This is a genomic window from Aliivibrio thorii (assembly GCF_057368585.1).
The window spans coordinates 2303069-2328953 of record NZ_CM170654.1 but is presented as its reverse complement, the minus strand read 5'-3'; the positions used below and the strand labels follow the sequence as shown (position 1 = coordinate 2328953).

The window sequence follows — 25885 nt, the reverse complement described above, 5'->3', positions numbered from 1 at the left end:
ACAACTGAATGCGTAAGGTGTTAAAAAAAGCGGCATTATGTACCTTTGGTTTCTCCATGCTTTTTGGTTGTGCGAGTGAAGAAGATACAATCGTAATGGCACCGGTTCCTGTTGTTCAGAATCAATTTGAACCAACAACGGAATGGACAAGTTCAATTGGTGATGGTGTTGGACATTATTTTTCACGTCTAGCGCCAGTTTATGCTTATCAAAAAGTTTATGTTGCAAGCCGTGATGGTCTTGTTAAAGCGCTTGATCCTGAAAATGGAAAAACCATTTGGGAGAAAGATTTAGAACAAGACGTATCAGCTCGATTATCTGGCGGTTTAACCTTAACTTACGGCAAAGTATTCATCGGCTCAGAGAATGGTGAAGTCATTACTCTTGATGCTGAAACTGGTGAAGAGTTGTGGCGTAAAACGGTTGATGGTGAAGTTCTTGCTAAACCATTAGCAGATGAAGGTTATCTCATTGTTCATACTAGTCGCGGGGCGTTGGTTGCTTTCGATGCTGAAACTGGTGATGAAAAGTGGCAAATTAACAGTGAAGTGCCTAACTTAACCCTTCGTGGTGATAGTACTCCAGTCAGTATTTCAGGTGGCGTTTTTTGGGGAATGTCTAATGGTCGTTTAGCGGCAGCATTGATCTCTAAAGGTCAATTGTTGTGGCAACAGCCAGTAGGTACGCCAAAAGGGGCTACTGAGATTGACCGTTTAGTCGATGTTGATGCTTCACCACTTATTTTAGGTGGTCGTTTATATACAATTGGCTATAACGGACAATTAATTGCTCTGGATCTTCGCTCAGGGCAACCTGTCTGGAAACGTAATTATTCATCAGCAATGAATATGTCATCTGATGGTAAACGTCTTTTCTTAGTAACAGAGAAAGATCACGTAGTGGCAGTTGATGCACGAAGTGGTACTGAACTTTGGAATAATGAAGAGCTAGAGTATCGTCAATTAACACCGCCAATGATCATTGATAATTATATTGTTTTAGCTGACAGTGAAGGTTATCTACATTGGTTAGATAGAGATACTGGGCTGTTTGTTTCTCAACAAGAGATCGACAGTGATGGTATCGCAGTATCCCCAATTATTGTTGAAGATGGCTTTTTAATTGTTACTCGCGAAGGCGATATCAAAAAAATGCGAATTAAATAAGTTTTATTTGCTATAATTGTGAATTGGCTCCAAGTCCTTTTGACTTTGGGGCCTTTTATTGTTTTTAGATAGTGAAAGATAATCCAATTTGGTGATGGTTTTTATCCGTTCATATTAAAAAAACTATCATCAAATTGGTATTAGCTCGCGCTATGCCTATGATTAAATTAAGAGGTATATATGATTCCTGTTGTTGCTCTGGTAGGGCGTCCAAATGTTGGTAAATCGACGCTGTTTAACCGTGTTACGCGTACAAGGGATGCATTAGTTGCTGACTTTCCAGGCTTAACTCGTGACCGTAAATACGGCCGTGCTAAGTTAGAAGAGCTTGAATTCATTTTGATCGATACCGGCGGTATTGATGGAACTGAAGAAGGTGTAGAAACTAAAATGGCAGAACAGTCATTAGCTGCGATTGAAGAAGCTGATGTTGTGTTATTTATGGTTGATGGCCGTGCTGGTTTAACATCATCTGATGAAGCGATAGCAAAACACTTACGCTCACGTGAAAAACCAACATTCTTAGTAGTAAATAAGATCGATGGTATTGATGCTGATGCGGCAAGTGCTGAATTCTGGCAATTAGGGATGAACAAGGTTTACCAAATTGCAGCTTCACATGGCCGTGGTGTAACATCTCTACTTGAATTAGCTCTTGCTCCTTTTATGGAAGAATTAATTGAAGAATCTTTGAAAGATGAAAATGGTGAGATCATGGATCTTACTGAATTTGAAGATTTCGAAGAAGAAGAAAAAGATCTAACAGAAGAAGATGCAGAAAAAGATTTTGCACGTCTGCAAGACCAACCGATTAAACTTGCGATTATCGGTCGTCCTAACGTAGGTAAATCAACGCTAATTAACCGTATTTTAGGTGAAGAGCGTGTGGTTGTTTACGATATGCCAGGTACAACTCGTGACTCTATTTACATTCCAATGGAACGTGAAGGTCAAGAATACGTGCTTATTGATACTGCTGGTGTTCGTCGCCGTGGCCGTATCAATGAAACGGTTGAGAAATTCTCTGTAATCAAGACATTGAAAGCAGTTGAAGATGCGAACGTAGTTTTGCTTGTTATCGATGCTCGTGAAAACATCTCAGATCAAGATCTAAGCTTATTAGGCTTTGCATTGAACGCGGGTCGTTCATTAGTTATTGCTGTGAATAAGTGGGATGGTCTTGATAATGAAGTTAAAGAGAAAGTGAAATCTGAGCTAGACCGTCGTTTAGGCTTTGTTGACTTTGCTCGTCTTCACTTTATCTCAGCTCTTCATGGTACAGGTGTTGGTCATTTATATGAATCAGTACAAGAAGCGTATGTTTCAGCGACTAAGCGTGTAGGTACATCTGTTCTTACTCGTATTATGAAAATGGCTCAAGATGATCACCAACCACCCATGGTTCGTGGCCGTCGTGTGAAACTAAAGTATGCACACGCAGGTGGTTACAACCCACCACTTATCGTTATTCACGGTAACCAAGTAAAAGAATTGCCTTCTTCTTACAAACGTTTCTTAATGAACTACTTCCGTAAGTCGTTAGAAATTATGGGTACACCTATTCGTATTCAATTTCAGAATAGTGAAAACCCATTTGAAGATCGTGGTGGTAAGTTGACTCTATCTCAAGAACGTCAACGTAAGCGCCTAGTTGGTGCAGTGAAAAACCGCAATAAAAAGTAATCTTTAATTACTTTATTTATACATATTGAATAATAAAACGCCCATCTTGTTGGGCGTTTTTTTTAGGTGGAAATCATGGTTCAACTATCAGCAACAGAGATTCTTTTTTGTCATAACACATGGCTACACACATCAGTAGTGCAATTAATTAAAGAAACAGATCAAGGTAAATGGTTTGTGACTAAAGAAACGCCTTTTCATCCTGTAAGCCATATTTGGCCAGATCACCCAGAAGATAAAGGGACGGTGCAAATCGGCGACAATGAGTATCCAATCCTTGCTTGTCAAACGGGTGCGATTGAGCTAGCAACGGGTGAGTTATATATCGACAAAAATATTCCAATTAAACGTGGCGAAGAAGGATGGGTATTTGTTGTTACACATTTAATATCTAAAGATGTGGGTATTGCAGTAGAAAATACTGTAGAGCTAAAGGTTGATAAAGAGTATCAAGGTTCACTGAGTCGTGGACATAGTGCGGGGCATATTGCTTATTTAGCCTTAAATAAAGTGCTTCATGCTAATTATTGGCGTAAAGATGCAGATCGAAAAGATGAATTGGGTCATTACAACTTTAATAGTTATGCTCAAGAAACCAGCTTTGTCACAGAAGATCATTGTGAAGATGTGTATCGTTTAGGTAAAACACTGCGTAAGCGCGGTCTTAATAGTTCTGAAATGATGGAAAACCTCAACTCTATTACTGATCAAGTAAATGAACAGATAACTGTATGGTTAGCCTTAGAAAGTGAGATTTCTATCGAGTGTGAAGGTAAAGCGTTAACGGATTCACGTTACTGGATTGCAGATTTTGGTATAGATGGTGTAGTAAAGCTTCCTTGTGGTGGTACTCATGTTTCTTCGTTTAAAGATTATCAAGAGATTCGAGTTGAATTAAAAGCAAAGGGTGAACAAGAGTTATTAATGCTTACCTATTCGAAAAAACGAATTTAAAATTGAAATTACATGAGGTGTATATCTTATTCTACATTTCGTGTAATTCCCGTTTTTTCTACTGAAATATATAAGCTCAATGCTGATTGATGTTCTGGATCTACTGTATGAAAGTGCATTTCTTGAAGTTTTATATCGTTTTAAATTGAAATACAGTATATGTAACTAATGCTTTCGGGGTGTGGTTATATAAATGTTCTTAAAGGGCATGATCGCTGATCAGATCCCTATAAGCATAAAGATCTATGTTTTTTGAGATAGGCAGCGTATCAGTATTTGGTTGAAATAAATTAATAAGGAATGAGTAATGCAAACAAACGAATGTCCTAAGTGTCAGTCTGAATTACGTTGGAATAGAGAAGGGTACCACTGCGATTTTTGTCAGGTAGATTTTAAAAAAGTAGCGTATTGCCCTGACTGTAGCAAAGAAATGGAAAAGCTTAATGCCTGTGGTGCAGCAAGCTATTTTTGTCATGATTGTAATGAATTAAAATCTAAATCTCGTGCTAAAACTGAATTTGTTGAAATAGAACAGAGTTAGCTAGCTTATAGTTACTGTCGATTTAACTTCACCATCAACAAAGCGAGTCGTAATACTATCTCCAGTGCTGATTTGCTTTGTTGAAGTGATTACAGACCCTTTCTCATTTCGAGTAATAGAATAACCACGTTGTAAGGTGGCTAATGGGCTAACAGTATCGAGTTTCTCTGCCGCTAACGCTAATTGATGACGTTGCATAAGTAAATTTCTATCCATTGAATCTAATAATCGACGTTTTAATTCTTCAATACGTAATTGATCCTGAGATATTTTTTTACTTGGTGATAGGTTATTTAAACGTAGGGTTAAATTTGCAACGCTATGTTGATTGCGCTGCAGCCGCTGCATCATATGACTCATTAATCGTTGGTTTAAATCATCTAGCTTTTGACTTTGATTATTCAACTGCATTTGTGGATGCTGTTTTTCAAGGCGGTGCTGCAACGTTGACAATGTACGTTGTTGAAATGATAAATAACGCTCTATAGCATTGCGTAAGCGGCGTTTCTGATGTGTTACTGTTTGTAGTTGAGAAGAGAGGTCTCGACTTACTAATTCAGCTGCAGCTGAAGGGGTTGGAGCTCGAACATCTGCAACAAAATCGGCAATAGTAATATCGATCTCATGACCAACAGCACTGACGATAGGGATCTCACTTGCCGCAATCGTTCTCGCTACGATCTCTTCATTAAAACACCAAAGATCTTCTAATGAGCCACCGCCACGCCCAACGATCAATATATCACATTCGTTACGGCTATTAGCTCGTCCAATAGCTTGTGCAATTTGAATTGCAGCCCCCGAGCCTTGCACCATTGTCGGATAAATGATAACTGGTAGATTAGGGTCTCGTCGTTTTAATACATTAAGAATATCAAACAGCGCAGCACCTGTTTGAGAGGTAATAACCCCAATACGTTTTGGTTGTTCAGGTAAAGGTTGTTTGGCAGTTTGAGCAAAAAGCCCTTCAGCTGCGAGTGACATTTTTAATTGATCAAACTCTTGTTGAAGACGACCATCTCCCTCGGGTTGCATACTTTCAATGATTATTTGATAGTCGCCACGAGGTTCATAAAGCGAGAGGCGGGCTTTAACAAGAACTTGTTTACCATTTTGAGGTTTAAAGGTAACTCGGCGGTTATTGCCTTTAAACATGGCACATTTGACTTGAGCTTGACTGTCTTTAAGAGTGAGATACCAGTGACCAGAAACGGGCACAGTAAGGTTAGAAATTTCGCCAATCAGCCAAACAATCCCCATCTCATTTTCTAATAATAGACGAACTTCAGAGTTGAGACGCGAGACTGTAAAGATACGAGGATTAGAATCGAGAGACATCAGAATGCCTTAGACATGAGTATAGGAATTAGCGGCAATATAATACATATCAAGGGGGTAAATGCAAATTAAAAATAAAAAAATGTGTAGCCAAGCGTTTGCGCAGTGCGTATAATCCGTCTGCAATATCAAATCCAAAACACTTTATTATGCGAAACGATAAAGTGGGATTTATTCCTTTAAACACTTATGTTGTGAGATATTGCAAATGCTACGAATCGCAAAAGAAGCTTTAACCTTCGATGACGTTTTACTCGTCCCAGCACACTCCACAGTTCTTCCTAACACCGCTGATCTTCGCACTCAGTTAACGAAGACTATCTCTCTAAATATTCCAATGATTTCAGCATCAATGGATACAGTGACAGAAGCGCGCCTTGCTATTGCATTAGCGCAAGAGGGTGGCATCGGTTTTATCCACAAAAACATGTCTATTGAACAGCAAGCTGAACAAGTTCGCTTAGTAAAAATCTTTGAGGCAGGTGTTGTCTCTGCTCCAGTAACCGTTCGTCCTGACGCAACTATCCAAGATGTGAAAGAACTGACAGAGAAACATGGTTTTGCTGGCTTCCCTGTAGTAACTGAAACTAACGAACTTGTTGGTATAATTACTGGTCGTGATGTTCGTTTTGTAACTGACCTATCTAAGAAAGTTGACGTTGTTATGACGCCAAAGGCACGCTTAGCTTCTGTTAAAGAAGGTGCAACTCGTGAAGAAGTTCAAGAGAAAATGCATGAAGCGCGTGTTGAGAAAGTATTGGTAGTGAACGATGAGTTCCAACTAACCGGTATGATTACAGCAAAAGATTTCCACAAAGCAGAACGTAAACCAAATGCATGTAAAGACGAACGTGGTCGTCTACGTGTAGGTGCTGCTGTTGGCGCCGGCGCTGGCAATGAAGAGCGTGTTGCTGCTCTTGTTGAAGCGGGCGTTGATGTTCTACTTATCGATTCATCTCACGGTCATTCAGAAGGCGTCTTACAACGTATTCGTGAAACTCGTGCATCTTTCCCAGACCTACAAATTATTGGTGGTAACGTTGCTACTGGTGCGGGCGCTAAAGCATTAATCGATGCTGGTGTAAGTGCTGTAAAAGTAGGCATCGGCCCAGGTTCAATCTGTACTACTCGTATCGTTACGGGTGTGGGTGTTCCTCAAATTACGGCTATTTCAGATGCAGCAGAAGTTGCAACGGCTCACGATATTCCAGTTATTGCAGATGGCGGCATCCGTTACTCTGGTGATATCTGTAAAGCAATTGCAGCTGGTGCATCATGTGTAATGGTTGGCTCAATGTTTGCGGGTACAGAAGAAGCACCGGGTGAAGTGATTCTTTATCAAGGTCGTTCATACAAATCTTACCGTGGCATGGGCTCTCTTGGTGCGATGTCTCAAGGTTCTTCAGACCGTTACTTCCAATCTGATAATGCAGCGGACAAGCTTGTGCCTGAAGGTATCGAAGGTCGTATCGCATACAAAGGTCGTCTAAAAGAGATCGTTCACCAACAAATGGGTGGTTTACGTTCAAGCATGGGCCTAACAGGTTCAGCAACAATTGAAGACATGCGTACTAAAGCTGAATTTGTTCGTATTTCAGGTGCAGGGATGAAAGAGTCTCACGTACATGATGTTCAGATCACGAAAGAAGCACCAAACTATCGCCTAGGCTAATTTTTCTTAATTTTCTTTGCAGAATCTTCCGATTTCGTTGTCAAAGGTACTCATTTACACTTGTAAACTCCGTGCCTTTTCCTAGAACTCGAATGATTCTGCTTCGAAAAATAAAGAAAAAGACTTTGTACCAAATTCAATTTTAAGCGTGTGGTTTTATAGTAAAACCACACTAAATAAATGACTTTTTGAGAAAGACTAATGACGACTAATATCCACGATCAACGCATTCTTATTTTAGATTTTGGTTCTCAATACACGCAGCTTGTTGCGCGTCGTATCCGTGAGATTGGTGTTTACTGTGAGCTTTGGAGCTGGGATGTAGAAGAATCTGACATCCGTGATTTTAACCCAGATGGCATCATCTTATCTGGTGGTCCTGAAAGTGTTACTGAAGCAAATTCTCCTCGTGCTCCTCAATATGTATTTGATTCTGGTGTTCCTGTATTTGGTGTGTGTTACGGCATGCAAACAATGGCAGAACAACTTGGCGGTAAAGTAGCAACGTCTACTGAGCGTGAATTTGGTTATGCTGCGGTACAAGTAACAGGTGAATCAGCGCTGTTTAAAGATCTTGAAGCAACTCAAGATGTTTGGATGAGCCACGGTGATAAAGTTGTTGAAATCCCATCTGATTTCGTAAAAATTGCAGAGACAGAAACTTGTCCTTACGCTGCAATGGCGAACGAAGAGAAAAAATACTACGGTGTTCAATTCCACCCAGAAGTAACTCATACTAAAAACGGTCTAAAAATGCTTGAGAACTTTGTTCTTAATGTATGTGGCTGTGAAGGTCTGTGGACTTCAGCATCAATCATTGAAGATGCCGTTGCTCGAATTAAAGAGCAAGTAGGCGATGATGAAGTAATTCTTGGTCTTTCTGGTGGTGTTGATTCATCTGTTGTTGCTATGCTTGCACACCGTGCAATTGGCGACAAACTAACGTGTGTATTCGTTGATAATGGTTTACTTCGTTTAAATGAAGCAGACCAAGTAATGGAAATGTTCGGTAACAAGTTTGGTCTTAAGATCATTCATGTTGAAGCTGAAAAACGTTTCTTAGATGCACTTGAAGGTGAATCTGATCCTGAAGCGAAACGTAAGATCATTGGTCACGTATTTGTAGATATCTTTGATGAAGAGTCGAAGAAACTATCAAATGCGAAATGGTTAGCTCAAGGTACTATCTATCCAGATGTTATCGAATCAGCAGCATCGAAAACAGGTAAAGCGCACGTTATCAAATCTCATCACAATGTTGGTGGTCTTCCTGATGACATGGAAATGGGCCTTGTTGAGCCATTACGTGAACTGTTTAAAGATGAAGTGCGTAAAATTGGCCTAGAATTAGGTCTTCCATACAACATGCTTTATCGCCACCCGTTCCCTGGACCAGGTCTAGGTGTACGCGTTCTTGGTGAAATTAAGAAAGAGTACTGTGATTTACTGCGTCGTGCTGATGCAATCTTCATTGAAGAATTACACAATGCTGATCTTTATAATAAAGTATCTCAAGCATTCACTGTTTTCTTACCAGTACGTTCTGTAGGTGTAATGGGCGATGGTCGTAAATACGATTGGGTTGTCTCTTTACGTGCAGTAGAAACTATCGATTTTATGACAGCGCATTGGGCACATTTACCATACGATTTCTTAGGTAAAGTATCTAACCGTATTATTAATGAGGTTAGTGGTATCTCTCGTGTCGTTTACGATATTTCTGGTAAGCCACCAGCAACGATTGAGTGGGAATAATCTCCATTTAGTGAATTAGTTTGTATTAGATAAATAGAAAGCGCCGAAAGGCGCTTTTTTGTTTCTATTGTAATGTAAATATTAATTTTGTTGGCTATATGTTTCATTGAAACATTGATTTACAAATTAAACATTTGCATACCGATGAAAATGCAATGTATTAAGCTTTTCTTGGCAATATCTGGTTTACACTGATTTAGCAAAGGAATAGATAAAGAATAAAAAAAATCAAATCTCTTTATCTTTAAATACAACATTACATAAAATGGAGTTACGAATGAGTAACCAAGTAGCAGAGAAAGCATCTAAGCCTAGTGGTATGGATCGTTTTCTAAATACAATCGAACGAGTAGGTAATAAGATCCCAGATCCTGCACTACTGTTCTTCTGGGGCCTTTTAATTGTTTGGGGTCTTTCAGCGCTATTATCACAAGTACAATTTGACTTGATTCATCCTGTTACTCAAGATGCAGTTCAAGTGAAAAACCTTTTAACTGGTGATTCTTTAGCAAACTTTTTAGCAACAATGGTGAAAAACTTCACCGGTTTTGCTCCACTAGGTATCGTATTAGTAGCGATGCTAGGTGTTGGTGTTGCTGACTCTTCAGGCTTTATTCAAACTGGCCTAAAGAAAATGCTTAACTTCACTCCAGCGAAACTATTAACGCCAATGCTTATTCTTGTTGCTATCGTGTCACACACAGCAGCAGATGCGGGTTACGTTTTAGTTATCCCACTAGGTGGTATCATTTTCCACGCGGCAGGTCGTCACCCATTAGCGGGTATCGCAGCTGCATTTGCGGGTGTATCTGGTGGTTTCTCTGCAAACTTTATCCCATCGGGAATCGATCCATTACTGGCTGGCTTTACACAAACAGCAGCACAAGTACTCGATACGACTTACATTGTTAACCCATTAGCAAACATTTACTTTACAGGCCTTTCTTCAATTCTAATTGTTGCGATTGGTTGGTATGTAACTGATAAAATTATCGAACCACGTTTAGCAAATACTCCTGTTGATGAAGATGCAGAAACAGCACCGGATTTAGGCTCTTTTACAGAGATTGAATCGAAAGCATTTAAGTTCGCTGGTTGGGCAATGGTTGCTGGTATCGCACTGTTAATTGCACTTATTTATCCTGAAAATTCAGCACTGCGTTCTCCTGATGGCCAAATTACGTCATTCTCAGCGCCTTTAATGCAGTCAATTGTACCGCTTATTTTCATTCTGTTTATTATTCCAGGTATCGTTTATGGACGTGTATCAGGTACATTTAAAAGCAGTAATGATGTAATTAAAGCAATGTCAGAAACGATGGGCACGATGGGGGCATACATGGTTATGTCATTCTTCTGTGCACAATTCTTAGTTGCTTTCAGTCAATCAAACATCGGTACAATTTTAGCAATGTACGGTGCTGATTTCTTAAAAGCATTAGATCTTCCTGGTCAATTAACGATTATTGGTATGATCTTACTAACGGCATTCGTTAACTTGCTTATCGGTTCGGCATCAGCGAAATGGGCTCTAATTGGTCCTGTATTAGTTCCTATGTTAATGGGTGTTGGTATCTCTCCTGAGCTTTCTCAAGCGGCATACCGTGTAGGTGATTCTGTTTCAAACATCATCTCACCATTAATGGTATTCTTCCCGTTAGTTGTGGTTTACTGCCAACGCTATGTTAAATCAACGGGTATCGGTACATTGGCTTCTCTAATGATGCCTTTCTCTATCGCAATGCTAATTGGTTGGACAATCTTCTTACTAGCATACTGGGCTCTAGGTATTCCACTAGGTATCCAAGCGCCATACACATATAACCTTCCTGGTTAATTTGTATTAGTAAAAATAAAAGCCCTGAGAATGGTAAGTTCTCAGGGCTTTTTTATGAAAGTGAAGAAGAGGAGGGGAGATTATACCAATCTACATAAGTATTTGATCATTCTTGCTTGTTAAAATCGATTATATCTGCGTTATAAATTTTGTAATTAGAACCACTAGTTACTGTAATTTATGCCTTGCTCTAATCGATTTTTCCTGCGCAATTATCTGATCAACTATTTATCCAGAATGGTATTACTTAAATTTTCTTAGATAACGATACACAGAGTCTTTCGACACATTAAGAATATTGGCGGTGATCTGAGTAGCGTCTTTGATATTGAATGCACCTTGGTGGTGTAAACGTTCAACAATGGTTCTGACTCTTCGAGAGACGGCTATACTTTCATCTTCTAACACTTCACTCTGTATTCTTGAAATCGAATCCGTTAGCATTTCTATACTGTCCTTTGCAAAGGTTTCTGGGGACGCTGCTAACTGAGCTGATTGTGGAAATAAATCCATAAAAAAGCTGTTCATTGGTACATCAAGATTTGAGTTAATGCAAAGTAAAGCAATAGGTATACCTGCCTCATTTCGAATCATTGAAGTAACAGAACGCATTAATTCGCCTTTATCTGTTCGTGTGAAATAAGGGGTTGATACATCAGAACCCGCTTTTAACTTTTCTAACGCTAAGTTGGTTATAGGCGCACCAATACCACGACCCGTGACATGCCCATTAGCAATTTTAATGATTGATGGATTGTCTGAATCTAAAGAGTGCAATACGACTTCGACATGTTTTCCAAACATAGCAGCAATGCCATCAACGATACTAAAGGTTGATTGAAGAATTAGCTTATCGGCGGTAGATAGTTTATGTAGCATAGATACTCTTATGTTAGTGGAAGGTGATGTCACTAGCTAATAGTGACATCTTTTCATTATGATGCCATTATTTCAATGATTTCATGGTCAATATTCGGCATGCCTGTTGTTATCATTCTACCTATATTTTTAATGGTTTTTTCTACATCTTCTGCGATAACACCTTGCTTCGTTACACAATGGTCATTCAAAGCAAGAAGAGATGATTTCATGGCTGATTGAGCACTACTGCCGACTTTCATTGCACAGGTTGATTTCGCTCCATCACAGATCATTCCACTCGTATCACTAATGGTATTTTGAATCGCAGAGCAAGATTGTTCGAATGTCCCACCAGCTAAATAAACCATTGCCATAGCGGCGGCGGCTGAGGTTACAGCATTGCCACAAAATGCCGATAGTGGTGGGTAATGAGATTTAATGTAAATAGCACCAAGATGACTCATGATAAAGGCTCTTGCTAATGCTTCGTCATCGGCATTATAAAAATCAGCCATTTTTACCACAGGGATTGTTGCTGCGATACCTTGGTTACCACTGCCATAATTAGACATCGCCGGTAAGGTCGCACCGCCCATTCGTGCATCAGATGCTGCTGAGGTATAAATTAAAATATCACTATCTAAACTTTTTGATAGCAAGCCAGTTTCAATATTTTTTTGATAGGTACGGCCAACTTCTAAGCCGTATGGATTCTTTAATCCTTCTTGAGCGAGTGCAATATTGAGTTCTTTAGCTTCAAGAATAAATTTAATGTCATCAAATTCAGCCTGAGTAGCGAAGTTATAAATTGATGATATTGTGATATCTACGCCATCACAAATAGAAGCAGTAGAAGCTTTTGGTAATAAAGAATCAAGGGAAAAAATGATATTACCATTTAGACGTTTTTCAACAATGAGCGTATGACCTCCGCTGATCGTTACTTCTGCTCGCTGTTGTGAGCTTTTAACGATAACGCGACAATAGATAAATTCATCTGTGGCTTCTCGTTTTACTTGAACGTGTCCTGCATCAATCAGTTGCTGAGCTTCGTTGAGTTGAGATTCGTTTAATTTTGCTAGTACTTCCAACCCGGCTTCTGGATCTCCGCCAGTAGCTCCTGTAGCTGCAGCAATGGCAAGACCAACTCTACCTGTTCTTGGAACAAAAACACCCATACTATTTTTATACAAATTATCAGAGACAAAAACATCAATAGTTTCTGGTTTTTCTCCAAGCATCTGTGTTGCTACGCTTGTCGCATAGGCTGCACAAATAGGTTCAGTACACCCAAGGGCTGGTTTCACAACATTTTTTAAAATAGTGATGTATTGTTTCCAGGTAGAGTTCATTTTGTTCGCCTTTATCTAATTATTATTTTTGATGCGCAATTGCTTCTACTTCAACAAGTACACCAAGCGGAAGATCTTTTACCGCAAAGCAAGAGCGTGCAGGGCAGTCTGTATGGAAAACTGTTTTATATACTTCATTAAATGCAGCAAAATCAGTGATATTAGCAAGGTAACAGGTTGTTTTTAAAACGGTATTAACATTACCATTGGCGGCTTCGATTACTGAAATTAAGTTTTTAAGAGACATTTCAGATTGAGCAGCAATTCCCCCTTCAACAACTGAGCCTGTTGAACCATCTACTGGTAATTGACCCGATGTAAAAATAAGCCCATTAAATGCGGTGCCGTGAGAGTAAGGGCCGATTGCTTCTGGTGCTGATTTTGCCACGATAATTTGCTTCATATGTATTGTCCTTTTCTTACAACTATTTTTGATTTTAAGTTTTAACTCAAAATATGCAAAAATAATTGCATTTAGTTTGTGTGAGTTGAATTTATTCTTATTTGTAAGGGATTGCAATTACTTTGTAGCAATTTTTTGTTTATTTTACGAACTGAGATCTCGTTATCATTTCAAATAAAATTGCATTGTTATTTTTAGATTAGAGAGTAAATTCTTCAAAAGTTGCAAGTTGGCGGCAATTTGTCGCTTTAAAATTATAAGAATAGTGATCCCTACAAAGATGGAGTTTTATATGAACACAGCTACATTAGCAGGACTTGGTCGTGATCAAAGTAATATGACTGATTCTGAATGGAAAAAAGCCACTAAATTTGACAGCACTGATATTGGTTGGATAGTGATTAGTATTGGTATGGCTATTGGTGCGGGTATTGTTTTTCTACCTGTTCAAGTAGGTATTATGGGACTTTGGGTTTTCCTTCTATCTTCAATTATTGGCTATCCAGCCATGTATTTGTTTCAAAAACTTTTCATTAATACTCTTGCCGAAGCAAAAACATGTACAGATTATCCAGGTGTCATTACTGGTTATTTAGGTAAGAATTGGGGAGTGGCCTTAGGTGTCCTTTATTTCATTATGTTGGTTATTTGGGTATTGGTTTACTCATTAGCGGTAACCAATGACAGTTCTTCATACTTACACTCGTTTGGTGTAACGGAAGGGCATTTAAATGACAATGTTTTTTATGGTTTAGGGCTGATCTGTGTTCTTGCTTTTATTGGCTCTAAAGGTGAGAAAGTACTATTTAAACTATCTGGATTTATGGCTGTAACAGTACTTTCATTAGTTGCAGTTATGGGCTTATTACTGGTTTCTCGTTGGGATTTTTCTAATATTCCAGCAATGGGATCGTTTGGTCCAATGCTAAAAGATGCGATTATTACGCTTCCATTTACCCTAACGTCTATTCTTTTTATTCAATCTCTTAGCCCTATGGTTATCTCGTATCGTTCACGTGAGAAATCAATTGAAGTTGCGCGTTATAAATCATTAAGAGCGATGAATATTGCTTTTGCTATTTTATTTGTTGTTGTGTTCTTTTTTGCAGTGTCATTTACCTTTGCAATAAGCCAAGAACAAGCGGCTGAAGCAATGAATAAAAACATCTCTGCATTAGCTATTATTGCTCATTACTTCCCAGGAAGTTGGGCAACGGTTACCGGCATTGTGATTAATATTTTTGCTGTCGTAACTTCATTCTTTGGTGTGTTTATGGCATTTCAAGAAGCGTGTCGTGGTATTGCAATGAACGTATTGTTAAGACGTATGGATGAGTCTGTAATTAATAAAGAGTTAGTAAATAAACTAATTACGGTGTTTATTATTTTGCTTGCGTGGTCTGCTGTTGCGTTAAATGCGCCTATCTTATCTTTTACTTCGATTTGTAGCCCTGTTTTTGGTTTAGTAGGTTGTTTAATTCCAGCTTACCTTGTGCATAAAGTGCCAACACTTCATAAGTACAAAGGCTTATCAACTAATCTAATTATTGTTACAGGTATTCTTCTTTGTATCTCTCCAGTGTTAGCGTTTATCTAATTATAGAAAAGTAATATATAGACATAAAAAATCCCAGAGAAGGAGAACCTACTCTGGGATTTTTCTATTTATACTTTTGCTTATTTTAAATCAGTATTATTTATTCAAATAAGCAGCATGAAACTCTAAATGCTCATCAATAAAAGTAGAAATGAAGAAGTAGCTGTGGTCGTAACCTGGTTGCATTCTTACTTCTACATCGGCACCAGATTGCTCTGCTGAAGAAAGTAGGTATTCCGGTTTTAACTGTTCTTCCAAAAAGCCGTCCGCTTCACCTTGGTCAACTAAGATCGGAAGTTTTGAGCCTTTTTTAAGAAGTTCAGCACTGTCGTATTCTAACCAAGCTTCTTTATTATCACCTAGGTATAAACCTAACGCTTTTTGTCCCCAAGGGCAGTTAATTGGACTAGCAATAGGACTAAATGCAGAAATTGATTGGTACATATCTTGGTTTTTTAAACCGATAGTAATAGCACCATGACCACCCATACTATGACCAGAAATCGATTTTTTATCTGATACAGGAAAGTGTTCTTCGATTAATGATGGTAGCTCTTTTGTCACATAGTCATACATATGATAATGACGATTCCAAGGGGCTTGAGTTGCATTTAAGTAGAATCCAGCACCTAGGCCAAAATCGTATGCGCTTTCTGCATCATCAGCAACGTCTTCACCACGAGGGCTTGTATCCATAGCAACAATCGCAATGCCTAATTCAGCCGCTTTTTTGAATGCCCCTGATTTTTGCATGAAGTTTTCATCGGTGCAGGTCAAGCCTGATAACCAGTATAAAACAGGTACTGGGTTTGTCTCAGAAGCGTTTGCAGGTAGAAAAATAGCAAAGCGCATATCGCAATTTAATGTCGATGATGTATGTATATACTGTTTGTGCCAGCCACCGGCAACTTTAGCTTGGCTGATGTTTTCAACGGTCATGAAATGAGGCCTTTTGAAGAGGTGAACTATTGTACTCTGCAAGCAAAGTACAATAGTAATAATGCTAGAACCTAGAACCTAGAACCTAGAACCTAGAACCTAGAACCTAGAACCTAGAACCTATTTATCCATATGTAGAACAGTACGGATAGATTTACCTTCGTGCATTAGATCGAACGCTGCGTTTACATCCGCAAGACCCATAGTGTGAGTGATGAAATCATCAAGAGCGAATTCACCCTGCATGTAACGGTCAACGATACCTGGAAGTTCAGTACGGCCTTTAACGCCACCGAATGCAGAGCCACGCCATACACGACCAGTCACAAGTTGGAACGGACGAGTTGAGATCTCTTGACCTGCACCAGCAACACCGATGATGATTGATTCACCCCAACCTTTGTGACAACACTCAAGTGCTGCACGCATAACGTTTACGTTACCGATACACTCAAAAGAGTAATCCACGCCACCGTCAGTCATTTCAACAATCACTTCTTGAATTGGCTTGTCGAAGTTTGTTGGGTTGATGCAATCAGTCGCGCCTAATTTTTTAGCCAGTTCGTATTTGCTTTCGTTTAAGTCAACACCGATGATACGGCTTGCACCCGCCATTTTCGCGCCGATGATAGCTGAAAGACCGATACCACCTAGACCGAATACAGCAACCGTGTCGCCTTTTTCAACTTTAGCCGTGTTAAGAACCGCACCCATACCAGTCGTTACGCCACAACCTAGAAGACACACTTCTTCAAGTGGTGCTTCTTTAGAAACTTTCGCTAATGAAATTTCAGGAAGTACTGTGTATTCAGAGAACGTAGAGCACCCCATGTAATGGAAGATAGTTTCACCGTTAATAGAGAAGCGGCTAGTACCATCAGGCATAAGACCTTGGCCTTGAGTTTCACGAACAGCCTGACAAAGGTTAGTTTTGCCAGATTTACAGAATTTACACTCACCACATTCAGCAGTGTAAAGAGGGATAACGTGGTCACCAATTTCAAGACCAGTTACGCCTTCACCAACCATTTCAACAATACCGCCACCTTCGTGACCTAAGATTGAAGGGAAGATACCTTCTGGATCATCACCAGATAGAGTGAATAGGTCAGTGTGACACACACCAGTAGCAACGATGCGAACTAAAACTTCGCCTGCTTTAGGAAGTTGAACATCCACTTCTTCCATTTTAAGAGGTTCGCCAGCAGCCCAAGCTACCATTGCTTTAGATTTGATGTGAGTTTGACCAGGTTTAATATCAAGAGCCATTGGATTTTCCTTAGTGGGGTAATTTAATTTAAGACATTAATAAGCAGTTTCATTTTAAGCATAGTGCTATTTTTTGTTTGTGCTCGTCGTCTTGTTGTGTGCCATTATAAGCATTTCTCCTTATTTGATAATACGGTAGAATGGTAAATTATCTTTACGTATACGTAATAATAGCAATAAGGAAAACGTTGTGATTGATTGGGAAGGCGTTACTGAGTTTGTTGCCGTTACTGAAGCTCAAAGCTTCACTGGAGCAGCAAGAGCATTGGAAACATCGGTTGCACAGATCAGCCGTAAAGTAGCAGCATTAGAGGATCGTTTATCAATTAAATTACTGATCCGAACAACGAGAAAAGTATCAGTTACAGAAGCTGGCCAAACTTATTATCAGCACTGTCGCCATTTAGTTGAAGGATTAAAACAAGCAGATAGAGCGATCACTGAGCTTAATGCAACGCCTCAAGGTCGTTTAAAAATCACTTCGTCAGTGACTTATGGTGAGCAGTTAATAGCCCCATTGCTTAGTGACTTTATGCTGATGTACCCACAGCTTGAACTTGAATTAATACTATCAAACCAAACGTTAGATTTAGTTGAACAGGATTTTGACCTAGCAATTCGACTGGGCCGTTTAACGGATTCAACCATGATAGCAAAGCGTTTATCTAGTCGACAGGTACGCGTATGTGCTTCTCCTAGCTATATTGAAAAACATGGTGAACCTCATACCTTATCTGAGCTTTCTCAGCACAACTGCTTAATTGGTAGTTTGCCTATTTGGCGTTTTATTGAAAATAAAAAAGAAAAAAGCGTGAGAGTAAAAGGATCTGTTCATTGTAATAGTGGTGCAGCGCTAACTAACGCCGCTTTAAAAGGATTAGGGATTGTCCAACTGCCAGATTTTTATGTTCAAGAATCAATGGATAAAGGAGAGTTAGTTGAAATCCTTGTTCCATATCGTGAACCAAAAGAAGGGATCTGGGCGGTTTACCCAAATAATCGACACCTTTCGACGAAAGTTCGTTTATTGGTTGAATTTTTAGCCCAAGAGTTAGCTGAATAGATGAGTGTTGAAAAAGAAAATAAAGGTGCGAACTTCTATATGCAGCGAGCAATAGAACTGGCTGCAATTGCTGAAGAAGAAGGTGAGGTTCCTGTTGGTGCTGTGATTGTCTTAGATGGTGAAATCATAGGTGAGGGGTGGAATCGTTCAATTGGTTCTCATGATGCAACGGCACATGCTGAGATGATGGCGATTAAACAAGCGGGAAGTAAAATTGAAAACTATCGCTTAGTTGATGCGACGTTATACGTTACGTTAGAGCCATGCCCTATGTGTGCTGGTGCGATTGTTCATAGTAGAATAAAAAAAGTCATTTTTGGTGCTTCTGATATGAAAACTGGTGCATCTGGCAGCGTTATTAACTTATTTACTTCTGCAACCGCGTTTCATTTCGTAGAGTGTGAATCAGGTTTAATGGAAGAAGCGTGCCGAGAGCAACTACAAGCTTTTTTTAAAAGAAGACGTAAAGAGAAGAAAGAAGAGCGAAAATTACAACGAGAAGAATTGAAAAATCAGGTGATGGATTAATTCAGAAAACACTAAAATAGAGAGAAGGCAAATTGAATTATCGCAATTTGCCTTTTTTATTGAGCGTTAAGAAAAAATATGTCCAAAAGGTTAGCGGCACGAGAATGCTTCGCCTTCATCAAACAGTGACATCGCATAGGTACGTTGACGATGAAGTACCTTTTTGTGGTTATTTAACAGTTTACGTCGACGCTGAGTACTGCCCTTTAGCGATGTACTTGGCTTTAGTTTTTTTCTGCTAGAGAGCATAAACTCCCCCTTAAATTAACGAATAAAAATTAAAGTGTATTTAACTTTAATTGGTATGATGTTGAGTACAAGTTAACTCAGAGTATGTGCTAATTGTTACCGTAACATGAACATGCCATTTTATACGCATTTTTTAGTTATATTTCTTTATTTGTAATTAGAGTTCTACTTACTTGGAGTTGTATCACTAATTGTAGTGGCAGCAGAAGAAAGTGGAACATCAATCACCGTTAAATCTTCAACCGTGATTTCTTCTTGAATCAACTTATTTGCTTGCTCTTGTTCATAACCAATAATACTTTGGTAATAACGACGAATATTTTCAACGTAATTTTGGGCTTCATCACCACGACCAAAACCATAGCGTAGATATTTGTAATAACGTTTTTGGCGTAATAGCGGTAAATTATCTTTTACATCTGTCCACGAATCAGGGTCACCACCTAGACGTTGCGTTAAACGACGTGCATCCATCATGTGACCAAAGCCAATGTTATAAGAGGCTAAAGCAAACCAAATTTTTTCATGTTCAGTAATGGAATCTGGTACGCGCTTTACTATTCGGCGTAAATATTCTGCTCCGCCACGAATGCTTTGCTCTGGGCTCAAGCGATTTTTAACGCCAACAGATTGAGCTGTTGGAAGCGTTAACATCATCATGCCGCGCACCCCAGTAGGAGATTTTGCTAATGGGTTCCAATGTGATTCTTGGTATGACAGTGCTGCTAAGAAACGCCAATCAAAGTCCCCTGCGTACTTTTTAAATAGAGGTTCCCATTTAGGCAGTTTGCTTTCTAACGCACGAATAAAAGCACGAGTGTCGACGTAATCAAACGATTCAACGTGACCAAAATATTTTTCTTCTAAAAGAGCGAGTTTGCCACTTTCTTTTAACTCACCAAAAAACTCGATCAATAATGCTTGTAAGCTATCATCTTCAGTTTTTTGTAGGAACCAGGCGACAGGCTGATCTTCAGTTAACTCAAAAGCAACCGCTAAGTCAGGATGAATACGCTGAGTTAATGACAATTCAACAGAGTCGGCGAGAGTGTAATGTATCTCTCCATTGGCTACTTTTTTTAATAATTCGCTAACGTCGGTATCTGGTTCTGTTTTCCAATCGAGATCAGGATGCTTTTCTTTTAACTTTGTTAACGTGCCTTCAAAGCTAGAGTCTTTGACTATAGTTAAGTTCTCATCAAGCTCTGTAAGGTTTTTAATATTACGAGGGCGCCAACTGCCTTTTTTATAAACCACTTGTTGGCTGACATAATAATAGACAGGTCCAGGATTAAATTGTTGTAGGCGGTCTGGTGTAATCGTCATATTAGCAGCAACAATATCAACTTCATTGCGATCAAGAGCGGGGAATAAACCTGAATAAGTATAAGCTGGTGTGATTTCTAGCTTAACTTCTAGTTTTTCAGCAAAAGCCTTAGCTAGATCGTAATCTAACCCTGTTGGGCCATCAGAACCGATGTAATAAGAGAGTTGGTTGTTTAGTGTACTGACTCGTAAAATACCGCGTTCTCTCACTTGTTCTAATTTGTTTTTTGGTTCTGATTCTACTTGGCAGCCAGTTAAGGTAAGAAGCAAAGTAAAAACAACCAAACAAGATGGTAAAAAGCGATAATATCGGATGCGGCTCAAGTCTGAATGCTCTTTTAAATAAGTAGGGCGTAGTTATATCAAATGGGAGAATAAGAGGCAAAAGCACGGTAACAAATTAGAACAATTATTAGAGATTAAGGCAGAATAAATTATTCATTGTTTATTTTTTATTCAAAACCATCAAATTGAGAGGCCATTTAAACTTTTTTCCAAAAAAACACGCAAACGGTTGCTTTTGGTGTTACTTCACAAAACAAAATCCTTTATAATGCGTTCGCAATACCAGAGGTAACATCGGCATAGTCACTATGTGTTATGAATAATTAATAGAGTTAGCTATTTATAACGACATGAAACTATTCCAATATTACCTTTAATTCATTGCCGAAGAGACCTAAGTACATGAGAATTTTGCGTGGTTCACCTGCTTTATCTGAATTTCGTGTTAACAAGCTACTTGAGCTTTGTTGCGAGCTAAATTTACCTGTTACTGGTATTTATGCTGAGTTTGCTCACTTTGCTGACGTAACCTCAGAGCTTGATGCATCTGAAATTGTAAAGTTAGAAAAATTGCTAACTTACGGCCCTACGATTGAAGAACATAAGCCTGAAGGTTTATTACTTCTTTCTGCACCTCGTCCAGGTACTATCTCTCCTTGGTCTTCAAAATCTACTGATATTGCCCATAACTGTGGCTTAGCTAAAATCGCACGTTTAGAGCGTGGTACTGCGTATTATGTAGAAACTTCTGAAACTCTTTCTGAACTTCAATTGCTTGAATTAAAAGCCATTCTTCATGATCGTATGATGGAAGTGGTCTTTACTGATTTTGAATCAGCAGCGGCATTATTTACGGTAGCTGAACCTGCACCATATGCTGAAGTCGACCTACTTGTTGGTGGTCGTAAAGCGCTAGAAAACGCAAACGTTACCCTAGGTCTTGCACTGGCTGAAGATGAAATAGATTACTTACTTGAAAGCTTTACTGAAAAGTTAGGTCGTAACCCAACGGACATCGAATTAATGATGTTTGCACAAGCGAACTCAGAGCATTGTCGTCACAAGATCTTTAATGCGGATTGGACAATCGATGGGATTAAGCAAGAGAAATCATTATTCAAGATGATTAAAAACACCTTCGAAGTTACTCCTGAAAACGTACTGTCTGCTTATAAAGATAATGCAGCTGTAATGACGGGTTCTACAGTCGGTCGCTTCTTCCCAGATCCAGAAACTCGTGGCTATGGTTACCATCAAGAGAAAACACACATCTTGATGAAAGTAGAAACGCATAACCATCCAACAGCAATCTCTCCTTGGCCGGGTGCGTCAACAGGTTCTGGCGGTGAAATCCGTGATGAAGGCGCAACAGGTATCGGTGGTAAACCAAAAGCAGGTTTAGTTGGTTTTTCTGTATCTAACTTAAAAATTCCTAATTTTGTTCAACCGTGGGAAACGGATTTTGGTAAGCCAAGCCGTATCGTTACTGCGCTTGATATTATGCTTGAAGGCCCTCTAGGTGGCGCGGCATTTAACAATGAATTTGGCCGTCCAAACCTGTTAGGTTACTTCCGTACTTACGAAGAAAAAGTAAACTCTCATAATGGTGAAGAAGTACGTGGTTATCACAAGCCAATTATGCTTGCTGGTGGTCTAGGTAATATTCGTGATGATCATGTTCAGAAGAAAGAGATCCCAGTAGGCGCAAGCTTAATCGTACTTGGTGGTCCTGCGATGAACATCGGCCTTGGCGGCGGTGCAGCATCTTCAATGGACTCAGGTTCTTCTTCTGAAGATCTAGATTTCGCTTCAGTACAACGTGAAAACCCAGAGATGGAGCGTCGTTGTCAGGAAGTTATCGACCGTTGTTGGCAGCTTGGTGATGCAAACCCAATCGCATTTATCCACGATGTGGGTGCTGGTGGTATTTCAAACGCATTACCTGAGCTTGTTGATGATGGTGAGCGTGGTGGTATCTTTAACCTACGTGACGTTCCAAACGATGAGCCGGGCATGAGCCCACTTGAGATCTGGTGTAATGAATCTCAAGAGCGTTACGTAATGGCGGTTGCAGATAAAGACTTAGCGACATTTGAAGCTATTTGTAAGCGTGAACGTGCGCCATATGCAGTGGTTGGTAAAGCAACTGAAGAACGTGATCTGAAATTAGAAGATTCACACTTCGACAATACGCCAATCGACATGCCAATGGACATTCTTTTAGGCAAAACGCCTAAGATGCACCGTGATGCGAAAACACTAAAAGCGAATAACCCAGCGATTGATCGTTCAGGCATTGAAATGAACGATGCAATTGAACGTGTTCTTCGTTTGCCAACGGTTGCAGAGAAAACATTCTTAATCACAATTGGTGACCGCTCGGTAACGGGTCTTGTTGCTCGTGATCAAATGGTTGGTCCATGGCAGGTTCCTGTTGCTAACTGTGCAGTAACTGCGGCAAGTTATGACACTTACCACGGTGAAGCTATGTCTCTTGGTGAGCGTACTCCTGTTGCACTTTTAGACTTTGGTGCATCAGCTCGTTTAGCGGTTGGTGAAGCAATTACCAACATTGCAGCAACGAATATTGGCGACATTAAGAACATTAAATTATCTGCAAACTGGATGTCTCCAGCGGGTCACCCAGGTGAAGATGCCGGTCTTTATGAAGCAGTTAAAGCAGTAGGTGAAGAGCTTTGTCCGGCACTTGGTCTAACTATCCCAGTGGGCAAAGATTCAATGTCTATGAAGACTAAATGGGAAGAGAACGGCGAGCAAAAAGAAGTTACTTCTCCGCTTTCTCTTGTGATTACAGCGTTTGCCCGTATTGAAGATGTTCGTAAGACGATTACTCCTCAGCTTCGTACTGACAAAGGTAATTCTTCTCTAGTTCTTATCGACCTAGGTAACGGTAAAAACCGCATGGGTGCAACAGCACTTGCACAAGTTTACAAGCAGCTTGGTGATAAACCAGCAGACGTAGACAACGCAGTGCAGCTAAAAGGTTTCTACGAAGGTATTCAAACTTTAGTAGCAAACGACCAAGTTGTGGCTTATCACGATAAAGGCGATGGTGGTTTATTTGTTACTCTTGCTGAAATGGCATTCGCAGGTCACTGTGGTGTTAATGCTGATATTGCAGCGCTAGGCGAAGACACGCTAGCAGCATTATTTAATGAAGAGTTAGGTGCGGTAATCCAAGTTCGTAACGACGATTTAGATGCAGTGCTTTCTACTCTTGCAGCAAATAGCCTAGAAGCATGTTCACATGTAATCGGCTCTGTTGAAGATTCAAACGAACTCGTAATTAAATCTGGTGAGCAAGTTATAGTAGAACGTAACCGTACTGAACTACGTACTATCTGGGCTGAAACGACGCATAAGATGCAAGGTTTACGTGATAACCCAATCTGTGCTGACCAAGAACATGAAGCGAAGAAAGATAACTCAGATCCAGGTCTGAACGTGAAACTAAGTTTCGACGTAAATGAAGATATCGCAGCGCCTTATATCAACCTAGGTGCTAAACCTAAGATGGCGATTCTACGTGAGCAGGGTGTTAACTCTCACGTTGAAATGGCTGCAGCATTTGACCGTGCAGGCTTTGAAGCAACAGATATTCACATGAGTGATATCCTAACGGGTCAAGCGGTACTAGAAGAGTACAACGGTCTTGTGGCTTGTGGTGGCTTCTCTTACGGTGATGTACTGGGCGCAGGTGAAGGTTGGGCTAAATCGGTTCTGTTTAACAATTCTACTCGTGACCAATTTGAAAACTTCTTCAAGCGTGAAGATACCTTCTCTTTAGGTGTATGTAACGGTTGTCAGATGTTGTCTAACCTGCGTGAACTTATCCCAGGAGCTGAGTACTGGCCACGTTTCGTTCGTAACGAATCAGAGCGTTTTGAAGCTCGCTTCAGCCTGGTTGAAGTTCAGAAGTCTGATTCTGTGTTCTTTAACGGCATGGAAGGTTCTCGTATGCCAATCGCTGTTTCTCACGGTGAAGGCCGTGTAGAAGTGCGTGACAACGACCACCTAAACGCGATTGAAAACTCAGGTACGGTTGCTCTACGTTACGTTGATAACAACGGTAACCAAACGCAGCAATACCCGAACAACCCGAATGGTTCGCCAAACGCTATCACTGGTTTAACAACAACGGACGGTCGTGTAACGATCATGATGCCTCATCCTGAGCGTGTATTCCGTACGGTTGCAAACTCTTGGGCTCCAGAAACGTGGGGAGAGAATGGTGCTTGGATGCGTATGTTCCAAAACGCACGTAAGAACCTTGGTTAATTAGGATATGTTTTGATTGATGCTTATTAAGTTTTAATCAATAGCTTTAATTTAATAATCCATTATTTATCATGATTTTTTGAAAGTGTGATAAAAATCTGAAAATTGAATTAACAGTCTGTTCTATAATAAATAAAAGAGTTGGGTAAAGACGGCTCTTTTCAAATAAAACCGTTGGAGTTTAGGCTTCAGCGGTTTTTTTGTTAGAATAACGCTTTAATTTTATCTGTTGGAAGAAACAATGAAAAATACGCACGTTACGATTGGTTTGAGTAATCCGAAAAGCCCAACCAATGTTGGTGCAGTCATGCGTGCTGCAGGGTGTTATCAGGTTGATGATGTTCGTTACACTGGTGAACGATACGATCGCGCTGCAAAGTTTCAAACGGATACTAAAAAAGTAGCCAATAAAATCCCCTTGACCAGTGTCGATAGTTTATTGGACGGACTTCCTGAAGACATGAAAGTCGTGTGTGTTGAACTTGCCGAGGGTGCAACGTCGCTCCCTGAGTTTCAGCATCCAGACAAAGCCATTTATGTTTTTGGCCCTGAAGATGGTTCAATTACTCAACAAGTTGCCGATCGCGCTGATCATGTTGTGTATGTTCCAACGGTTGGTTGTATGAACTTGGCGGCGACAGTTAATGTTCTTTTATATGATCGACTGGCTAAATCTGTGGATATCGTTAAAGGCGATGAACTAATACGCAGCAGTCGAGATAACCGTAATCATTTAGTAGTGAAAAAATAAGACTTACTTCTCCTTTA

General features: G+C 39.8%; 20 protein-coding genes. 12 read left to right on the top strand and 8 right to left on the bottom strand.

What is annotated here, in order from left to right; all coding sequences use genetic code 11:
* The first annotated feature begins 8 nt into the window (after positions 1 to 8).
* The 4 genes from bamB (at position 9) to AC2IP4_RS10535 (ending at position 4344) form a co-directional block, all read left to right on the top strand.
* Positions 9 to 1166, top strand: a complete 1158-nt coding sequence (gene bamB, locus AC2IP4_RS10550) for an outer membrane protein assembly factor BamB (RefSeq protein WP_375321896.1) — start codon at positions 9 to 11, stop codon at positions 1164 to 1166.
* Between the two features lie 180 nt (positions 1167 to 1346).
* The gene (der, locus tag AC2IP4_RS10545) at positions 1347 to 2849 is read left to right on the top strand and encodes a ribosome biogenesis GTPase Der (protein ID WP_274443951.1); all 1503 of its coding nucleotides are present in this window, start codon (positions 1347 to 1349) and stop codon (positions 2847 to 2849) included.
* A 75-nt stretch (positions 2850 to 2924) separates the two neighbouring features.
* Entirely contained in the window at positions 2925 to 3803 is an 879-nt protein-coding gene (locus tag AC2IP4_RS10540) for an alanyl-tRNA editing protein (RefSeq protein ID WP_375321897.1), read from the top strand.
* Positions 3804 to 4110: 307 nt separating this feature from the next.
* Complete coding sequence (locus AC2IP4_RS10535; protein ID WP_375321898.1) at positions 4111 to 4344, top strand: zinc ribbon domain-containing protein; 234 nt, start codon at positions 4111 to 4113, stop codon at positions 4342 to 4344.
* Here AC2IP4_RS10535 and xseA read toward each other — a convergent pair whose 3' ends face one another.
* Positions 4345 to 5682, bottom strand: a complete 1338-nt coding sequence (xseA, locus tag AC2IP4_RS10530; protein ID WP_486307041.1) for an exodeoxyribonuclease VII large subunit — start codon at positions 5680 to 5682, stop codon at positions 4345 to 4347.
* Between the two features lie 208 nt (positions 5683 to 5890).
* Between xseA and guaB the strand changes: the two genes are divergently transcribed.
* The 3 genes from guaB to AC2IP4_RS10515 all read left to right on the top strand — a co-directional run bounded on the left by guaB (position 5891) and on the right by AC2IP4_RS10515 (position 10946).
* The gene (gene guaB / locus AC2IP4_RS10525) at positions 5891 to 7354 is read left to right on the top strand and encodes an IMP dehydrogenase (RefSeq protein WP_130044659.1); all 1464 of its coding nucleotides are present in this window, start codon (positions 5891 to 5893) and stop codon (positions 7352 to 7354) included.
* 201 nt (positions 7355 to 7555) lie between these two features.
* Positions 7556 to 9109: a glutamine-hydrolyzing GMP synthase gene (guaA, locus tag AC2IP4_RS10520; protein WP_105054141.1), complete on the top strand. Its 1554-nt coding sequence runs from the start codon at positions 7556 to 7558 to the stop codon at positions 9107 to 9109.
* Positions 9110 to 9386: 277 nt separating this feature from the next.
* Positions 9387 to 10946, top strand: coding sequence for an AbgT family transporter (locus AC2IP4_RS10515; RefSeq protein ID WP_375321900.1), 1560 nt, complete (start codon positions 9387 to 9389; stop codon positions 10944 to 10946).
* Positions 10947 to 11189: 243 nt separating this feature from the next.
* On the opposite strand, the gene AC2IP4_RS10510 is transcribed toward AC2IP4_RS10515, so the two are convergent.
* The 3 genes from AC2IP4_RS10510 to AC2IP4_RS10500 are packed head-to-tail and all read right to left on the bottom strand — an operon-like array spanning position 11190 to position 13562.
* Positions 11190 to 11825: a helix-turn-helix transcriptional regulator gene (locus AC2IP4_RS10510; RefSeq protein ID WP_130044662.1), complete on the bottom strand. Its 636-nt coding sequence runs from the start codon at positions 11823 to 11825 to the stop codon at positions 11190 to 11192.
* Between the two features lie 56 nt (positions 11826 to 11881).
* Entirely contained in the window at positions 11882 to 13159 is a 1278-nt protein-coding gene (locus AC2IP4_RS10505) for an L-cysteine desulfidase family protein (protein WP_130088049.1), read from the bottom strand.
* A 22-nt stretch (positions 13160 to 13181) separates the two neighbouring features.
* Positions 13182 to 13562: a Rid family detoxifying hydrolase gene (locus tag AC2IP4_RS10500; RefSeq protein ID WP_105054145.1), complete on the bottom strand. Its 381-nt coding sequence runs from the start codon at positions 13560 to 13562 to the stop codon at positions 13182 to 13184.
* 292 nt (positions 13563 to 13854) lie between these two features.
* On the opposite strand from AC2IP4_RS10500, the gene AC2IP4_RS10495 reads away from it, so the two are divergent.
* Positions 13855 to 15159, top strand: a complete 1305-nt coding sequence (locus AC2IP4_RS10495; protein WP_105054146.1) for an SLC5/6 family protein — start codon at positions 13855 to 13857, stop codon at positions 15157 to 15159.
* 96 nt (positions 15160 to 15255) lie between these two features.
* Here the strand turns inward: AC2IP4_RS10495 and fghA are convergent, their stop codons facing one another.
* Positions 15256 to 16098 (bottom strand): S-formylglutathione hydrolase, encoded by an 843-nt coding sequence (gene fghA / locus AC2IP4_RS10490; protein ID WP_486307044.1) that lies wholly within the window; start codon positions 16096 to 16098, stop codon positions 15256 to 15258.
* Positions 16099 to 16218: 120 nt separating this feature from the next.
* Positions 16219 to 17367: an S-(hydroxymethyl)glutathione dehydrogenase/class III alcohol dehydrogenase gene (locus AC2IP4_RS10485; protein WP_375321902.1), complete on the bottom strand. Its 1149-nt coding sequence runs from the start codon at positions 17365 to 17367 to the stop codon at positions 16219 to 16221.
* 190 nt (positions 17368 to 17557) lie between these two features.
* On the opposite strand from AC2IP4_RS10485, the gene AC2IP4_RS10480 reads away from it, so the two are divergent.
* Together AC2IP4_RS10480 and tadA are read left to right on the top strand one after the other, a co-directional pair.
* The gene (locus AC2IP4_RS10480; protein ID WP_486310248.1) at positions 17558 to 18430 is read left to right on the top strand and encodes a LysR substrate-binding domain-containing protein; all 873 of its coding nucleotides are present in this window, start codon (positions 17558 to 17560) and stop codon (positions 18428 to 18430) included.
* A complete protein-coding gene (gene tadA / locus AC2IP4_RS10475; protein WP_375321904.1) occupies positions 18431 to 18958 on the top strand; it encodes a tRNA adenosine(34) deaminase TadA in 528 nt (175 codons plus the stop codon).
* Positions 18959 to 19048: 90 nt separating this feature from the next.
* Here the strand turns inward: tadA and AC2IP4_RS10470 are convergent, their stop codons facing one another.
* Both AC2IP4_RS10470 and mltF read right to left on the bottom strand, forming a co-directional pair.
* Positions 19049 to 19207 carry a hypothetical protein gene (locus AC2IP4_RS10470; protein ID WP_181044540.1) on the bottom strand — a complete coding sequence of 53 codons (159 nt, stop codon included), beginning with the start codon at positions 19205 to 19207 and terminating at the stop codon, positions 19049 to 19051.
* A 165-nt stretch (positions 19208 to 19372) separates the two neighbouring features.
* Positions 19373 to 20857 (bottom strand): membrane-bound lytic murein transglycosylase MltF, encoded by a 1485-nt coding sequence (gene mltF, locus AC2IP4_RS10465; RefSeq protein ID WP_486307046.1) that lies wholly within the window; start codon positions 20855 to 20857, stop codon positions 19373 to 19375.
* Positions 20858 to 21220: 363 nt separating this feature from the next.
* On the opposite strand from mltF, the gene purL reads away from it, so the two are divergent.
* Positions 21221 to 25117 carry a phosphoribosylformylglycinamidine synthase gene (gene purL / locus AC2IP4_RS10460; RefSeq protein ID WP_375321906.1) on the top strand — a complete coding sequence of 1299 codons (3897 nt, stop codon included), beginning with the start codon at positions 21221 to 21223 and terminating at the stop codon, positions 25115 to 25117.
* 241 nt (positions 25118 to 25358) lie between these two features.
* Positions 25359 to 25868, top strand: a complete 510-nt coding sequence (locus AC2IP4_RS10455) for an RNA methyltransferase (protein ID WP_375321907.1) — start codon at positions 25359 to 25361, stop codon at positions 25866 to 25868.
* The last annotated feature ends 17 nt before the right edge of the window (positions 25869 to 25885 follow it).

Excerpts from the sequence above, each read along its gene's own strand:
- fghA (WP_486307044.1), bottom strand. The coding sequence starts at position 16,098 with ATGACCGTTGAAAACATCAGCCAAGCTAAAGTTGCCGGTGGCTGGCAC.
- guaA (WP_105054141.1), top strand. The coding sequence starts at position 7,556 with ATGACGACTAATATCCACGATCAACGCATTCTTATTTTAGATTTTGGT.
- AC2IP4_RS10535 (WP_375321898.1), top strand. The coding sequence starts at position 4,111 with ATGCAAACAAACGAATGTCCTAAGTGTCAGTCTGAATTACGTTGGAAT.
- AC2IP4_RS10540 (WP_375321897.1), top strand. The coding sequence starts at position 2,925 with ATGGTTCAACTATCAGCAACAGAGATTCTTTTTTGTCATAACACATGG.
- AC2IP4_RS10510 (WP_130044662.1), bottom strand. The coding sequence starts at position 11,825 with ATGCTACATAAACTATCTACCGCCGATAAGCTAATTCTTCAATCAACC.
- purL (WP_375321906.1), top strand. The coding sequence starts at position 21,221 with ATGAGAATTTTGCGTGGTTCACCTGCTTTATCTGAATTTCGTGTTAAC.
- AC2IP4_RS10470 (WP_181044540.1), bottom strand. The coding sequence starts at position 19,207 with ATGCTCTCTAGCAGAAAAAAACTAAAGCCAAGTACATCGCTAAAGGGC.
- AC2IP4_RS10485 (WP_375321902.1), bottom strand. The coding sequence starts at position 17,367 with ATGGCTCTTGATATTAAACCTGGTCAAACTCACATCAAATCTAAAGCA.
- bamB (WP_375321896.1), top strand. The coding sequence starts at position 9 with ATGCGTAAGGTGTTAAAAAAAGCGGCATTATGTACCTTTGGTTTCTCC.
- AC2IP4_RS10500 (WP_105054145.1), bottom strand. The coding sequence starts at position 13,562 with ATGAAGCAAATTATCGTGGCAAAATCAGCACCAGAAGCAATCGGCCCT.
- AC2IP4_RS10455 (WP_375321907.1), top strand. The coding sequence starts at position 25,359 with ATGAAAAATACGCACGTTACGATTGGTTTGAGTAATCCGAAAAGCCCA.
- der (WP_274443951.1), top strand. The coding sequence starts at position 1,347 with ATGATTCCTGTTGTTGCTCTGGTAGGGCGTCCAAATGTTGGTAAATCG.
- AC2IP4_RS10495 (WP_105054146.1), top strand. The coding sequence starts at position 13,855 with ATGAACACAGCTACATTAGCAGGACTTGGTCGTGATCAAAGTAATATG.
- AC2IP4_RS10515 (WP_375321900.1), top strand. The coding sequence starts at position 9,387 with ATGAGTAACCAAGTAGCAGAGAAAGCATCTAAGCCTAGTGGTATGGAT.
- xseA (WP_486307041.1), bottom strand. The coding sequence starts at position 5,682 with ATGTCTCTCGATTCTAATCCTCGTATCTTTACAGTCTCGCGTCTCAAC.
- AC2IP4_RS10505 (WP_130088049.1), bottom strand. The coding sequence starts at position 13,159 with ATGAACTCTACCTGGAAACAATACATCACTATTTTAAAAAATGTTGTG.
- guaB (WP_130044659.1), top strand. The coding sequence starts at position 5,891 with ATGCTACGAATCGCAAAAGAAGCTTTAACCTTCGATGACGTTTTACTC.
- tadA (WP_375321904.1), top strand. The coding sequence starts at position 18,431 with ATGAGTGTTGAAAAAGAAAATAAAGGTGCGAACTTCTATATGCAGCGA.